Origin of the sequence: Pedobacter sp. MR22-3 (genome assembly GCF_026240075.1) — a bacterium.
In the GTDB taxonomy this organism is placed as follows: domain Bacteria; phylum Bacteroidota; class Bacteroidia; order Sphingobacteriales; family Sphingobacteriaceae; genus Pedobacter.
Map to the genome: position 1 here is coordinate 461696 of NZ_JAPIVF010000005.1, position 13582 is coordinate 475277.

Genomic DNA, 13582 nt, shown 5'->3' on the forward strand with positions numbered 1-13582 from the left:
TTCTCTTAAAACGACTTGTTGCAGAAACGGAACCAGAGATAATTTCTGATCCATCTATGCAGTATAGTCACCAATATCAACTTAAACAAAACATCAATATGAAAAAACAGGAAAGCGGTACTGAACCAAAGTTGAGTACTAAAACCACTAAAGATTCTTCTTCAGCGCTTCAGGAACTTTTTACCGACGGTATCCGCGACCTATATTGGGCAGAAAATCACCTGGTGAAAGCGTTACCAAAAATGATTTCTGCCGCTACTGCCCCGGAACTTGTTTCTGCACTTGAATCTCACCTGGAAGAAACAAAAACACATGTAGCCAGATTAGAACAGGTTTTTGAATTGCTGGGAGAAAAGGCCATTGCAAAGAAATGTGATGCCATGGAAGGGATTACCAAAGAGGGTGAAGGCATTGTGGAAGAAACAGAACCAGGTACGGCCACCCGTGATGTAGGCATTATTCTGGCCTCACAAAAAGTAGAACACTATGAAATTGCATCTTATAGTGGTTTAATTCAACTGGCTACCACTTTGGGTTTAACAGAAGTTGGCGATCTTTTGGAAGAAACACTTTCTGAAGAGAAAAATGCGGATTCGAAACTTTCGGATATCGCAGGCAACGAAATCAATTATAAAGCAGCTGAGGAAGCTTAAAAGAAAATAGGATGGCGAAGAAATCAGTAAATAATAATAGCACTAAACCTGCTCAGGTTGAAAACGATAAAACCACTAAGCTGGAAGAATTTGTGGCCGATAGTACCGGACAGCAGATGACCACCAATCATGGGGTGAAAATCAGTGACGATCAGAATTCATTAAAAGCTGGCGATAGGGGCGCAACCCTGCTGGAAGATTTTATCCTGAGGGAAAAAATTACGCATTTTGATCATGAGCGTATTCCAGAACGTGTCGTTCATGCGAGGGGATCAGCCGCCCACGGTGTATTTAAAGTGTATGAAGACATGTCTGAAGTAACACGGGCAGCATTTCTTTGTGATCCGGGTGCAGAAACACCTGTATTTGTAAGGTTTTCTACGGTAGCCGGATCAAGAGGATCAACGGATCTTGCCCGGGATGTAAGGGGATTTGCCGTTAAGTTTTATACCCAGGAAGGAAATTTCGATCTGGTTGGAAACAACATGCCAGTCTTCTTTATTCAGGATGCCATTAAGTTTCCGGATCTGATCCATGCGGTAAAACCTGAACCCGATAATGAAATGCCTCAGGCCGCATCTGCCCATGATACTTTTTGGGATTTTATTTCTCAGCTTCCTGAATCTGCACATATGATTATGTGGGCCATGAGCGATCGCGCTTTACCCAGAAGTTACCGTATGATGGAAGGCTTTGGCGTGCATACTTTCAGGTTCGTGAATGCTTCCGGCGTAGCGAGTTTTGTTAAATTTCATTGGAAACCTCTCTTGGGCGTGCATGCAGTAGCCTGGGATGAAGCCCAGAATATCTCCGGAAAAGATCCTGATTTTCATAGAAGAGATCTTTGGGATGCCATTGAGGCCGGTGCTTTCCCTGAATGGGAATTGGGTGTTCAGATTATACCGGAAGAAGATGAATTTAAATTTGAATTTGACTTGTTAGATTCTACCAAATTGATACCGGAAGAGTTGGTTCCTGTGCAAAGAATCGGTAAAATGACATTGAACCGCAATCCCGATAATTTCTTTTCAGAAACAGAACAGGTGGCTTATCATATTGGTCACGTCGTTCCCGGAATTGATTTTACCAATGATCCCCTGTTGCAAGGCAGATTATTTTCTTATACCGATACGCAATTGATCCGCTTGGGTGGACCAAATTTTCATGAAATCCCGATTAACCGTCCGGTGATAGCAGTACATAATAACCAGCGTGATGGCTACATGCGCCAGACCATTAATCGTGGCAAAACCAGTTACGGACCAAATGCCATTGCGGCAAATGATCCACAGCAAACTGCTGCTGCAAATGGAGGTTTTACCAGTTATAATGAACGCATCGATGCCAGAAAGATACGGGCCAGAAGCAAAAGTTTCTTCGATCATTTTTCTCAGGCAAAATTATTTTTCGATAGCCAGTCTGACCCTGAAAAAAATCACTTGATTGATGCCCTTTGTTTTGAGTTGGGTAAGGTGAAAATGGTACCTATCCGTGAGCGTATGCTGGGTGTTTTAGCACACATTGATAAAGGTCTGGCTGCTGCCGTTGCCTATTCGCTAGGTTTACATGTGCCTGAGATTCCACTTGCCGAAATCAATGGAAGTGTTCCTGCAGATGCTGATCCTGAAGATTATGCATCTGAGAAAAAAGAAGGATCGTTGGCTAAGTCAGAAGCTTTAAGCATGGCCAATACCATCAAGGATTCTATTGTAACCAGAAAAATTGCTATCCTGGCTGCAGATGGAGTTGATGGAAAATCATTAAGCACGGTAAAAGATGCACTTGTGGCAAAAGGTGCAGTGGTTCATATTATTGCGCCTAAATTGGGTGAGATTATTTCAGCAGAAGATCAGCACATCCAGGTAGATGAAAGTTTTCTAACTGCTGCATCTGTACTTTATGATGCCGTGTATGTTCCGGGAGGAACCAACAGTGTAGCCAGTTTAGAAGCTGAAGCCAATGCGGTACATTTCCTGAATGAAGCCTTTAAGCATTGCAAGGCGATTGCTGCTGATGCTGCTGCCATTCAAGTATTGGAGGCTGGTTATTTCCATAAAAAACTTCCGGCAGAATATTCTGCTGAAACCGTACTTAGCGAAGGTATTATTGTATCCGATGATCTTTCTGCTTTAACAGATCTGTTTGCACAAATGATTGCGATGCACAGATTCTGGGATAGGGAAGTGCCTAGGAAAATTCCGGCTTAATTTATAAGCCAGGTATTAAAATACTAAGACCGGCGCAAAGCCGGTCTTTTTTTGTCTTATGCATTTCGCAGAAGATTTATTAATTAAATAATTAACAGTATATGGATAATCAAAACCATGTTCCTCAATTGACTGAAGAACAACAGAAAAAATTTGAAGAAGGATTGGTAGAGACCCGCTGGACAGAAGCTGGAGAGCCTTATTTTGTAATCGAAGATGGCTTAAACCTGGATGAGTTTGCCCTTTTAGCTAAAGCAGTTTTAGAAAGTAAAAAGGAAATCGCACATGATTTTACTTCAAAGGTAGTTCGTAAATCTGGAGAAGAGGAAGTAACGTTTAAATACCATTCAGGATGGTTTTTGGAAGGCTTGGGTGAGCTGCCGTTAAATTAGGTCACAACTATTTAAATCACAAAGGGGCTGCCTTAAAGTTCAAGGCAACCCCTTTGTAGGTTTCATTTGTGATTGGTATTAGTTTTTAGCTTCAGCTTTTTTAGCCTCAGCTTTTTTTGCGGCATGTTTACCATGTGCTTTTTTTACTTTTTTAACCTGTGTTGTATCAGCTTTTGCTTTTGCAGGAGTTTTAGTTTGTGCGCTAACTGTATTTACAGTAAAAGCTGCTACTAGGGCGATCATTAAAATTTTAATTGCTTTCATGTTGTTTTTAATTATGGATGAATAAATCTGATTAATTGCAGATTAAATATTAATTACTATTTTTTTACTTCCGCTTTTTTGGCTTTGTGTTTGCCATGCTCTTTTTTTACTTTTTTAACCTGTGCTGTATCAGCTTTTGCTTTTGCAGGAGTTTTTGTTTGTGCGCTAACTGTATTTACAGTAAAGGCAGCTACAAGGGCGATCATTAAAATTTTTATTGCTTTCATTTTGCTTGTTGAATTATCGATTTATAAACGTTGTTAATTGTTCCATAAAATTCTACATATCAAATGAAGATTTAATGAACTTCTGACTAAATAAGCTTTTTGAAAAGAAAACTTCGTCAATTTGGTAAAATGCATTATATCCTTTGGCTATTTTATACTTCATGGATATCATAATTAATGCAATGATTTAGTCGTCAGTCAGATAAGAAATTGATAAAACAAATCGCCTGAAAATCAGATTATATAGGCTATGTATTTATTGAAATTTAGAAGGCCCGGGCTGTTGGGCATATTCCTGCTGATTATATTCAGTTTAACTATATTACAAAGTTGCAAGAAAAATAAATCACAAATTGGTGCGCAGCTGGCTAAAGAAACCGGTAATAAGATTTTCAGTCAGGTAGATATGGAGCAATTCGGTCAGAAGCTAAAATCAGCCATAGCCAGTCGTGCGAAAACACTTCAAAACCCTAAATTTACTGAAGCTATATACGCAGCCAACAATTATGAACCGGTATTAGTGACGAAATATTTTCCGGATAGCGGATTGTTAAAGGCTACTGAAATCATTTCCCGGGCTGGAGATCATGGTTTATCCCCGGAAACATTTAAGGTTTCGGAATTTAAATCAACACTCGCAAAAATCCACCAGCAAACCAATATAAATAACCTGGATGCAGCCTACCAGGCGTTGATAGAACTAGAACTTGCCGCCAGCCATTCCATTACAGCTTATAGTCAGGCGATAGAATTTGGAAAGGTAAGTCCGCGTCGCATTTATGCGCAATATTATACCAAAACAAAAAGACCAGATTCATTAAGTTTTATCAAACCTTATCAAACTAAAAATCTGGCCTTCTTTCTGGACAGCATCCAGCCGGCAGGAGCAGATTATAAAATGCTGCAGCAGGCGCTGAAACAAGAGGTGCTTGCTCCGGGATGCTCTGCTGAAGAAAGCAAACGCCTCATTGCGGTAAATCTTGAACGTTTACGCTGGAAGAATATCCCGGCCGAGGATAAGTACGTTTGGGTAAACATTCCTGAATTTAAGCTTCATGTCATCGAAAATGGAAAAGCTGCTTTAACCATGAAAGTATGTGTAGGAGAGGGGCGGAACCAGAATATTGCCCCATCATTAACAGAATTTGATGACAATGACCTTGAAAAAGACAGGCCTTTCAACCGTGAAACACCACAGCTAAAAAGTATGATCCATAGCGTTCAGGTAAATCCGGTTTGGAATATTCCGGAAAGTATTGCAACCAATAAAATTGTTAAATACGCAGCAAAAGATCGTTATTATTTAGGTAATAAAAATATTGATGTGTTTTATAAGGGAAAACTGGTCGAAGACCCGGAAACTATTGACTGGTCTGCTGCCGATGTTGGAAAAACCTATACTTTTAAACAACGTCCGGGGGATGATAATTCATTGGGTAAAATCAAATTCCTGTTTAATAACCAAAGTAGTGTGTATTTGCATGACACGCCCGCAAAAGCGGCTTTTAATCAGCCTGTAAGGGCGGTGAGCCATGGCTGTGTTCGGGTAGAACAGCCTCTTGAACTAGCAAGAGCACTTTTTGGTACAGGAAAAAAATTCGACAGGATCAGTACAGGTATGGTCAGTAAAGACCCAAAAGCCGAAAATATCTCACTTTCAAAGCAAATTCCAGTGTATCTCAGCTATTATACCTGCTGGCAGAATACTGAAGGAAAACTGAAATTTGCAAAGGATATTTATGGATTGGATGCCGTGTTGTATACGCATCTCATTAAAATTTAATCCATATTGGAAATGTTGCCATAAAGCGGCGTATCATTAATTTCAGGCATCATCGCCAGATAGGCACTTTCTTCATTAAGAAAGGTAGAAGCATACCGCTCAGAAGATTTATTGATGAAAAGTACACTACCTTCACCAAGGGAAGAAATAAGCGGATCAGCCAGCTCGGGAGCCACAGCAGGGCAACCCTGGCTTCTGCCCAATCGTCCTAAAGCTGCTATAGTACCTTCACTAACGTATGGCGCACCATGAATCACGATAGAACGGAGCCTGGCATTATCATTAAAACCCGGGTCCATGCCATCCAGTTTTAAGGATCGGCCATGTGTACCATGATATTCTTCGCCGGTAACGAAAAAACCAATGCTGCTCGCAAATGAATCATTCTGGTTGGAAAAAGTTACAGCCTGATTTTCACCACTTCGCTGTCCATGCGCTACCCAGGTATTGAGCACCACATCCCTTTGGTCAACATTTAATACATACAATCTTTTACTGGTGCTTGGCTGATCAAAATCAGCGATGCTTAAAAGGGCATGATCAGAAAGCAAGCCAGCTTTTTTCAAATTATAGTAACCAGTTAAGGCTTTTTCAAATACAGGAAAAGAAAGTCCTGAATCTTTTAAATGTGCAGATTGATAAAGTGATCTTGCATGATGAATATAGGCTGTCTCCAAAGTGTTTTCGGATGAAAACCGCTTACCTGCTTGTTTGGCATCATCATTTTTCCATGCGGTAAACAATGAGCAAGTGGCAATTAATAAAAGACCGGAGACTCCCAAAACATAATTTCTCATAGGCTATACGATTATAATAATGATTTAAGTAGGTCTTGATGAATAGGCTTTTTCTTTTTGGTTGAACATAAAGATACAAAAATGTTACGTTAAATGCAAATTAACGGCAAACATTTAATGTGTATCAAGTGTATGAATTTGTCTGAAAAATCACTTTTTAAATCATCAATGAAGCATTAATTCTGTTCTTTAGTGCCGGCAACTTCCAGCCTTTAAATTTAACCTGAACCTTTTGCTGTTCTTCCTGTTATTTCTACAAACAAAATTAAAATGATAGAAAAGAAAGAACTCTTATCCGAGAATCTGAAGGATTTTATGGATTATTCTGTGGATGTACTCAATGCCATGGATGGCGCTCCTGAACATTCTGTTGAACAGCAGGATGCGGTAAATGTGAAGATTCAGAATTTAAAAATATACCTGAATCACCTGGAGGCTTCTTACAATGAAAATACACCCAGGGGAAATGCGGGCGCTTCAGCTGCTGAAATAGCTGATATTGTGCTTTAAAAGTTCTAACACCCGGAAATAAAACCGGTCATCCTGAAATTTTCAGGATGACCGGTTAGGTTTGAGTTAAACAGGCTCAGTTGTTTTTATACTGCTTAAGCAATTTTTTTAACCTTAACCTGGCATGATGGATATAAGTTTTAACGGTTCCGAGTGGTAAATTCAGTTCATCGGCAATTTCCTGATATTTATAGCCTTCAAAATACCGTATAAATGGCACGGAATACATGGCCGGAAGGCTGTTCAATGCTTTTTTAATATCATCCATTGCAAAACTGGTTTCAGCACCATTGGTAGTTGCACTGTAAGCCATCTGATTTGAGGATATCTCATCTTCCCGAACAATTCTACTTCTGTGCCTAACACCTTTGTGGTAATTGTTAATGAAGGTATTTCGCATGATTACAAAAAGCCAGACTTTAGTATTGGTTTCATAATCGCACCGGTAAGCAAACCGGGTGGCTTTAACGAGTGTATCCTGAACAAGATCATTCGCATCATCGAGGTCCTTGGTAAATTTTAACGCATGCGAGATCAGCGATTTAGCATGTGTTTTAACGCTGATGGAAAATTCATTTTCTGTCATAGGTAAACAGTTAAGGTTTAACAAGGGTGATTGTGGAAACAACACTAAAGCTTTCAGGAGGGTTTTTAAATAACGGGCAGAATTGCCTTAATGAGGTAAAAACGGGTAGATATACTCAGCTTGTACAGGTACTTTTTCAGCAACAGTAATATATCTGTTCGTATTCTGTATTAGATTTTTATCAGTATAGGTTAACTTTTCTTCGAATCGGTGCTTCAGGTAGCTAAAATACTGGATGAATTAAAACACCTGAAAGATGATCACCAACAAAAAAAGCCACAAAGTGGCTTAAGAAATTTAATAAATAATTCATATTTAAAGAATTATCCGGTCTCTTATTTTTACAGCAGGATTTCCCTGATAAATGCCATAAGCGTCAAGATTGCTTACAGCCACACCAGCCATACTTAATATGGAATGGCTATGTAATTTCAAACCCGGACATACTGTCGCCCTTGCACCAATCCATACCCCATCTTCTAAAATGATGGGCGATATCATTAAATCAAAAGTTGTTTTTTTATAATTATGGTTACCGGTCATGAGCATGGCCTGCTGTGAAATGCAACAATGGTTACCAATCTTTACCCAATCCAGGTTTTCTATATAACAATCTGCCAGCCAGGAATAATCACCAATTTCCAGTTTCCAGGGATATTTGATTTGTATGCCTGGTTTAATGCGGACCTCCCTGCCAATTTTTGCACCAAATGCCCTTAATAAAAAAACGAGCACAGTGCTGAATGGAATAAGCTTACTTCTAAAGAAAAACACATCCGTAAAATACCATAGCAATTGCTTCAAAACTGAAGCACCAATCTGAAAATGACCGGTATCAAAATCTTTCTGTAACTGTGTTTTTAGCAATTTTTTATGGTTAATGATAATTTTTCCTAAAGCCTAACTTTTGTAGTGTTCTTTTTGATCCAGATGTAAAGCATCACAAATATGATGATATAAACGATAACATTGAAGATTTCATGGTGATACTCAAAATAATTGCGCTGGCTTTGAAATAAACCAAATAATAGCCCTAGTCCTGCAATTCTCAAGATATTCAGTATATAAATGGTTATTATACCTAAAAAAAGCATTTTAAAGGTAGCTTTCCAAGATGCCGGATAGGCGAGTACAAAAGCAGTCAGAAAACTCATTACTCCTAAACCCAGGCAAGAATAGTTTATTCTTAAATACGGACCGTTAATGATTAAAACATCCATTTCATTATGAATGGCATAAAAGCCAAATAACTTGATTATCCATACGGCTGGATTAATCAATGCAGTTTTCAGACCCTGAATATAATCAAAATGTTCAGCAATGTATGGATTGTAATAACGCCCGGTAGGTGTCATCACGCTAAACATGAACAGGTTACCCTGACTGAAAAAAATATACAGTACAAATAAGGTAATAATAAACTGGATGGCTTTTTTATTAGCCGCTTTTTTATCTGTTGTAATTTTTTGGCTTTGCATCTTGAGCTATAACTAGGTGAGAATATGATACTATTGTGAAAGATTTTTTTTTTGGAGTAGAATATTGATTTTTTTATCCACTAACTTTCTAAACCAGAGTCCTTGAAGGTAATGGAAGCGTCTGGCCGTTTTATTATCGAATAAACCGAATTGAAAAAACATCCGGAAGCCATAATATAAATAGGGCCTGAAGCCCAGGGGTAGTTTCCACCACAGGCGCCTGAGCCATGCCTTTTGTTCATCAGGATTCCCCAATAAATTTGGCTTTAAGGTTTGTGTTCTTTTGTTTTGCATTCTTTCCACTTCTTCAAGCGCAATAAGATCACTATATCGCTCATGTTTTTTAAACCAGAAATCAATATCGTTTTCTTTCAGATTTTCTTCTACCAGGTGACCCTTTTTCCAGATCATTGTTTTTCCGCAGGTAATAAAGCGGTGATCCATGTTTTCATTTAGGTCTGAATATCCAATTCCCGTTCGAAACATTTTTAGGAGGTAAATCGGATAGTAGCCTCCAAATCGAATCCAGTTTCCCTGAAAATAATTTTTACGGTTAAAGTAAATTCCGTTAACGCCGGTATATTCTTCCGCTTTAAATTGATCAAGCAGGTGATAAAGTTCAGGTGTTACGATTTGATCTGCATCCAAGCCAATAGTCCAGGGCGTTTGAATATCAAAGTTTTTTAAAGCAAAATCCCACTGTTTAGGGTGGTTTTCAAAGAAATGCAGTTTAACTATAGCACCATATTTTTCTGCAATCCCGATGGTGGCATCAATACTTCCACTGTCTAAAATATAGGTTGCTGCATGGAGACCTTTGATAGATTCCAAAAGCCTGGGCAAGTGCATTTCTTCGTTGAAGGTGAGTATAATAAAACTATAATTCTTATTCATTATTATAATCCCCAACTATACCCGTCTGATCAACTTCACAACGCATCGCTTCCTTATACATTTCCAAATATCTTCTTGCCAGTAATGCTGCATTAAAATCCTGTCTCACCAGATCTGGTGCTGTCAGTCTGATCCTTTCTCTTTTATTTTGATCATTTGAAGAAATGAGTTTATTTACGATATCGTTTACTGTTAAACGGCAAATCCATCCTAAATCTTTATCCTCGACATAGTCTGCCAATCCAACCTGATCAGAAATTAAAACGGCGGTGCCAACACTAAGGCTCTCGAGCACAACATTAGCAAAGTTTTCATTGTAAGAGGTTAAAACCAGTACATCATGTGCGGACATCAATTCAAACTTATCCTGATCACTCACTTGTCCGTACCATTTAATCTGATCGTCAATCTTCAAGTCATTGGCCCGATCTTTTAAATTTTTCACATAATTTGCTGATCCGGATCCCACTATAGTTAAATGCCACGAAAAATTAAGCCTTGCAAGCGCATCGAATAATAAATCCAGTCCTTTCTTTTCTTCGATTCTGGAAAGGAAAATCAGATTCAACGTGGATCCGGTTGAAATCGGCTGCGGCTGATGTGTTGCTGGTGCCAAATTGATCAGATTGGGGATGACGGTAATGGATTTATGACGAATTATTTGCAGAATATCTGCCTTTTCCTGCAAACTGGTTGCATGAATATGGCAGTAGCTTAACAGGTGCCTGCCCATAATGGAATGAATGAAACGCTTCGCAAAGGAGTGTCGGTTATGTTGACTATAACGGGTAAGCATGCCTCTTGGGGAAAGTACTACCTGGAGATTATACCATTTGGCAATCAGACAACCCAATACAGAAACCAGGTTCCACCATGCATGGATATGAATAATGAGTTGTTCATCGTTCTGCTGAGCCTGTTTAAGTACTTTTCTTAATCTTAATAGTAAGCCTGGCGAAAAATGACTGTGGTCTTTTGTCCATCTTTTAAAATAGGTTACCTGAACCCCATCAACCACCTGCGGTTGCTGCGTCTCTACCGCAAGTTCAGCAGCGCCATTGGCGGTGGTGGTGAAAACTTCAAGATGGATCGGGTGCTTATGATCGGCAGCAAGGGCTTCACAAAGTTTGCCCACACTCTGAATAGGGCCACCATAAATGTATGCAGGTTTATAGGAAGCAGTAACGTGAATAACTTTCAACTGGCTTGATATAAGATTCCCCTGGCTTTAAATACCTTTTGAAAGATCAGCATGGTGATCAAACTCCAGAAAACAGCATTTGCAACAAATTCAAAACTGTTTCCCCGCCACAGAATTTGAAACAAACCTGCAAACATCACGGCCGTTCCCATAAAATAACCGCCGAACATCCTTTCTGCAAGTGCTGAAAGGTTCTGGGCGACATATCCATATAAAAACAGGCCTATCCAGATGCCTATTCCACCATAAGAGAGGTAACAGTCTACAATAAATGCAGGCTTGGCCGATACAATACTTTCCCTGTCAACCACTCTCGCAGCATAAACCCGATTCATAACCAATTCTTCAACATTTGGCTTTCCAGGCCATAATACACGTGGAACGATAGTTTGCAAGGCACTTTTAAGCAGATTGGTTTTGTAGTAGGGGATGTAATAGGGGGTAGATTGTGTATAGGTAATAAACATACTGATTTCGGATAAACGACCAGTTAAAAATGCCCAGTTATCTTCCTGTAAATCATTGCTCAAGTGATCATTGTTGAAAATGCTGTCGAAACTTTTGTTCCTAGCGGTGATGGCGTCCGTCCCTTGTGAAGATATTTTTCTAAAGTTTCCAATAAAGGTGGGGAGCACAAAAAATAATAAAACTAATACTGGAATCAGTACGGGTAATACTTTTTTCCCGTAAACGGGCAGGAGAAAAACACCCAGCAGTAATACACAAATGATGATGGGTTCTTTAAATCCGGAACTTAAGGCCGACATCATATTCAAAACAAAGAGTCCTGCTGATGCCCAAAGATTAACGCTTTTATTTTCCCGGATGGCAAAGGCCAGTGCAATGCTGCCTGCCACAAAACTGAGGCCGCTTAACTGCACACTAAACTGGTTTAAGCTGCCAATTTTAGAGAATACATAGCCTAAAGGCAAACATGCCACTGAAATACCCAATAATAAGTTACTCATGGATGGTGCATAAACCCGGTACTTTTTTTCCTGCGGATCATTCATCCCGGCAATAATCCCATGTGCGAGTGCAGCATGGCCTAAAACATAATAACGCTGACAAAGCGCAATGGACTTATAAATATCTCCTGATAAAAAATCCCTGTTTCCCACATAACTGAAATATTCATAACCTAAAGCATTCACATAATAAAAAATAGAAGTACAGGCCATATAGCCTGCAAAGATGACATGCAGAAAAAAGACAGGTCTTAATAATTGTTCAAAGAGGGGCAGATCATTTGGGAGTTTTTTAATAATTCCTTTGAAACACACCCAAAAGATAAAGAATGAGCCAAACCAGGCAATTAAGTAAGAACTATGGGGTAAAGATCGTACAGCCACGCTGAGCAGGTACGGTATATACAATAGGATATAGTAAACATGCTTAGTGCCCTTCATGTAATGTTTTAATCAATGCGTTAACCTGATGTTTGAATGTCCAGTTTTGAATCATCTCTTTACATACCTGCCCCATGGCCGATAGCTGTTCACGGTCTGCAGTTAAGATCAATAGTTTATTTTTCAGGTCGGTTAAATCACCTGAAATAAATATGTTGCCATTTATTCCTTCTGAAATTAAATCTTTTGCACTACCTACCCGATCAGAAACCAAAATCGCTTTGCCTGCAGCCATGGCTTCATTAACAGCCAGACCCCAGGTTTCACCAGGACCCTGTGAAGGTAGGCAGAATAGATCACATGCCTGGTAAACTACAGGCATATCCGTCTGATTCTGGAAATCTATAAAATGAATCTTCGTGTGTAAGGGTAAGTTGATTGTATCAGTGTTATCCGTTTCCAGGCTTTCGATTCTCTGCTTTAAAACAGTTTCCAGTTCGCCATTCCCAACAAAGAGGAGATGAACGTTATTTATATTCAGATCGATAAAAGCATGCAATAATAATTCAGGATTTTTCTTTTTCTCCAGCTTCCCGGCAAATAGAATGACTAATGCGTCCTGATCAATACCCAGTTTTTTCCTGAGCAAAAGGGCCTCATCTGATCTGTCTGCTGCAAAACGGCTATTGTCTATTGCATGCGGTGCAAAAACAAGTTGCCTGTTTTGCAAGCCAAATCTTAAAAAATATGCCTGGTTTGCACTGCCGACAAAAAACGCCCGGTCTACATGACGGTAAACCCATTTTAAAAATAAATTCCGCAATAACTGTTTAAGGCCGGTACCTTTATCCAGCAGGGTAGAATCGCCACGGAACCATACCGGGATTTTTCCTTTAAAGTAGCGCAACACGTTAAGATGACTTTGATAAGCCCAGCCATAAATGAGTATTGCATCTGGCTGAAAGGCTTTGATTCTTTCAATTAATTGAGGATTAATGATGCCTTTATAATGGTGTGATCCGGGATTTTTGGACGTATTTTTTAAAAACTCAAAATCATAACCATCCAGTAGTGGAATATCCCATTGAATATGTTTTTTAAAACCAGGATCATATTTTGAAGCGGCACCCTGCTCTCCCCAGGTATAGAAAACTTTCAAATGGCAGGCTTTAGCAAGTTGCTGATAAACAGGTACGTAATACTGGATGGGATGGGTAACAATGATGGCGAGTTTTTTCATG

15 protein-coding genes are annotated in these 13582 nt (G+C 39.3%); 5 read left to right on the forward strand and 10 right to left on the reverse strand.

The features are described from left to right. The first annotated feature begins 98 nt into the window (after positions 1-98). From OQ267_RS14505 to OQ267_RS14515, 3 genes are all read left to right on the forward strand, one after another. A complete protein-coding gene (locus OQ267_RS14505) occupies positions 99-653 on the forward strand; it encodes a ferritin-like domain-containing protein (RefSeq protein ID WP_265836500.1) in 555 nt (184 codons plus the stop codon). Positions 654-664: 11 nt separating this feature from the next. Then, entirely contained in the window at positions 665-2860 is a 2196-nt protein-coding gene (locus OQ267_RS14510) for a catalase (RefSeq protein WP_265836501.1), read from the forward strand. A 101-nt stretch (positions 2861-2961) separates the two neighbouring features. Continuing rightward, entirely contained in the window at positions 2962-3252 is a 291-nt protein-coding gene (locus tag OQ267_RS14515) for a hypothetical protein (RefSeq protein WP_265836503.1), read from the forward strand. 78 nt (positions 3253-3330) lie between these two features. On the opposite strand, the gene OQ267_RS14520 is transcribed toward OQ267_RS14515, so the two are convergent. Together OQ267_RS14520 and OQ267_RS14525 are read right to left on the reverse strand one after the other, a co-directional pair. Next, positions 3331-3516 (reverse strand): hypothetical protein, encoded by a 186-nt coding sequence (locus tag OQ267_RS14520; RefSeq protein WP_088300150.1) that lies wholly within the window; start codon positions 3514-3516, stop codon positions 3331-3333. 56 nt (positions 3517-3572) lie between these two features. Beyond that, positions 3573-3743: a hypothetical protein gene (locus tag OQ267_RS14525; RefSeq protein WP_172406444.1), complete on the reverse strand. Its 171-nt coding sequence runs from the start codon at positions 3741-3743 to the stop codon at positions 3573-3575. Between the two features lie 250 nt (positions 3744-3993). Here OQ267_RS14525 and OQ267_RS14530 point away from each other — a divergent pair, with 250 nt between their 5' ends. After that, a complete protein-coding gene (locus OQ267_RS14530) occupies positions 3994-5526 on the forward strand; it encodes a L,D-transpeptidase family protein (protein WP_265836504.1) in 1533 nt (510 codons plus the stop codon). On the opposite strand, the gene OQ267_RS14535 is transcribed toward OQ267_RS14530, so the two are convergent. After that, complete coding sequence (locus OQ267_RS14535) at positions 5523-6323, reverse strand: murein L,D-transpeptidase catalytic domain family protein (protein WP_265836505.1); 801 nt, start codon at positions 6321-6323, stop codon at positions 5523-5525. The two genes, OQ267_RS14530 and OQ267_RS14535, sit on opposite strands and share 4 nt — an antisense overlap. A 270-nt stretch (positions 6324-6593) precedes the next feature. Between OQ267_RS14535 and OQ267_RS14540 the strand changes: the two genes are divergently transcribed. Then, the gene (locus tag OQ267_RS14540) at positions 6594-6833 is read left to right on the forward strand and encodes a hypothetical protein (RefSeq protein ID WP_265818880.1); all 240 of its coding nucleotides are present in this window, start codon (positions 6594-6596) and stop codon (positions 6831-6833) included. Between the two features lie 76 nt (positions 6834-6909). Here the strand turns inward: OQ267_RS14540 and OQ267_RS14545 are convergent, their stop codons facing one another. The 7 genes from OQ267_RS14545 to OQ267_RS14575 form a co-directional block, all read right to left on the reverse strand. After that, positions 6910-7419 (reverse strand): RNA polymerase sigma factor, encoded by a 510-nt coding sequence (locus OQ267_RS14545; protein WP_088300142.1) that lies wholly within the window; start codon positions 7417-7419, stop codon positions 6910-6912. 315 nt (positions 7420-7734) lie between these two features. Then, a complete protein-coding gene (locus OQ267_RS14550) occupies positions 7735-8286 on the reverse strand; it encodes a WcaF family extracellular polysaccharide biosynthesis acetyltransferase (RefSeq protein WP_088300141.1) in 552 nt (183 codons plus the stop codon). 26 nt (positions 8287-8312) lie between these two features. After that, complete coding sequence (xrtY, locus tag OQ267_RS14555) at positions 8313-8897, reverse strand: exosortase Y (RefSeq protein WP_088300139.1); 585 nt, start codon at positions 8895-8897, stop codon at positions 8313-8315. 30 nt (positions 8898-8927) lie between these two features. Continuing rightward, positions 8928-9791 (reverse strand): glycosyltransferase family 2 protein, encoded by an 864-nt coding sequence (locus tag OQ267_RS14560; protein WP_088300137.1) that lies wholly within the window; start codon positions 9789-9791, stop codon positions 8928-8930. Continuing rightward, complete coding sequence (locus OQ267_RS14565) at positions 9784-10992, reverse strand: XrtY-associated glycosyltransferase XYAG1 (RefSeq protein WP_265836507.1); 1209 nt, start codon at positions 10990-10992, stop codon at positions 9784-9786. Before OQ267_RS14565 ends, OQ267_RS14560 begins: the two co-directional genes overlap by 8 nt. Beyond that, complete coding sequence (locus tag OQ267_RS14570) at positions 10989-12401, reverse strand: exosortase Y-associated Wzy-like protein (protein ID WP_140418629.1); 1413 nt, start codon at positions 12399-12401, stop codon at positions 10989-10991. The genes OQ267_RS14565 and OQ267_RS14570 overlap by 4 nt, the downstream gene beginning before the upstream one ends. After that, complete coding sequence (locus tag OQ267_RS14575) at positions 12388-13581, reverse strand: glycosyltransferase family 4 protein (protein ID WP_265836509.1); 1194 nt, start codon at positions 13579-13581, stop codon at positions 12388-12390. Before OQ267_RS14575 ends, OQ267_RS14570 begins: the two co-directional genes overlap by 14 nt. Between the last annotated feature and the right edge of the window lies 1 nt (position 13582).

Coding starts and splice junctions, on each gene's coding strand:
- OQ267_RS14505 (WP_265836500.1), top strand. CDS start 99: ATGAAAAAACAGGAAAGCGGTACTGAACCAAAGTTGAGTACTAAAACC.
- OQ267_RS14510 (WP_265836501.1), top strand. CDS start 665: ATGGCGAAGAAATCAGTAAATAATAATAGCACTAAACCTGCTCAGGTT.
- OQ267_RS14515 (WP_265836503.1), top strand. CDS start 2,962: ATGGATAATCAAAACCATGTTCCTCAATTGACTGAAGAACAACAGAAA.
- OQ267_RS14520 (WP_088300150.1), bottom strand. CDS start 3,516: ATGAAAGCAATTAAAATTTTAATGATCGCCCTAGTAGCAGCTTTTACT.
- OQ267_RS14525 (WP_172406444.1), bottom strand. CDS start 3,743: ATGAAAGCAATAAAAATTTTAATGATCGCCCTTGTAGCTGCCTTTACT.
- OQ267_RS14530 (WP_265836504.1), top strand. CDS start 3,994: ATGTATTTATTGAAATTTAGAAGGCCCGGGCTGTTGGGCATATTCCTG.
- OQ267_RS14535 (WP_265836505.1), bottom strand. CDS start 6,323: ATGAGAAATTATGTTTTGGGAGTCTCCGGTCTTTTATTAATTGCCACT.
- OQ267_RS14540 (WP_265818880.1), top strand. CDS start 6,594: ATGATAGAAAAGAAAGAACTCTTATCCGAGAATCTGAAGGATTTTATG.
- OQ267_RS14545 (WP_088300142.1), bottom strand. CDS start 7,419: ATGACAGAAAATGAATTTTCCATCAGCGTTAAAACACATGCTAAATCG.
- xrtY (WP_088300139.1), bottom strand. CDS start 8,897: ATGCAAAGCCAAAAAATTACAACAGATAAAAAAGCGGCTAATAAAAAA.
- OQ267_RS14560 (WP_088300137.1), bottom strand. CDS start 9,791: ATGAATAAGAATTATAGTTTTATTATACTCACCTTCAACGAAGAAATG.
- OQ267_RS14570 (WP_140418629.1), bottom strand. CDS start 12,401: ATGAAGGGCACTAAGCATGTTTACTATATCCTATTGTATATACCGTAC.
- OQ267_RS14575 (WP_265836509.1), bottom strand. CDS start 13,581: ATGAAAAAACTCGCCATCATTGTTACCCATCCCATCCAGTATTACGTA.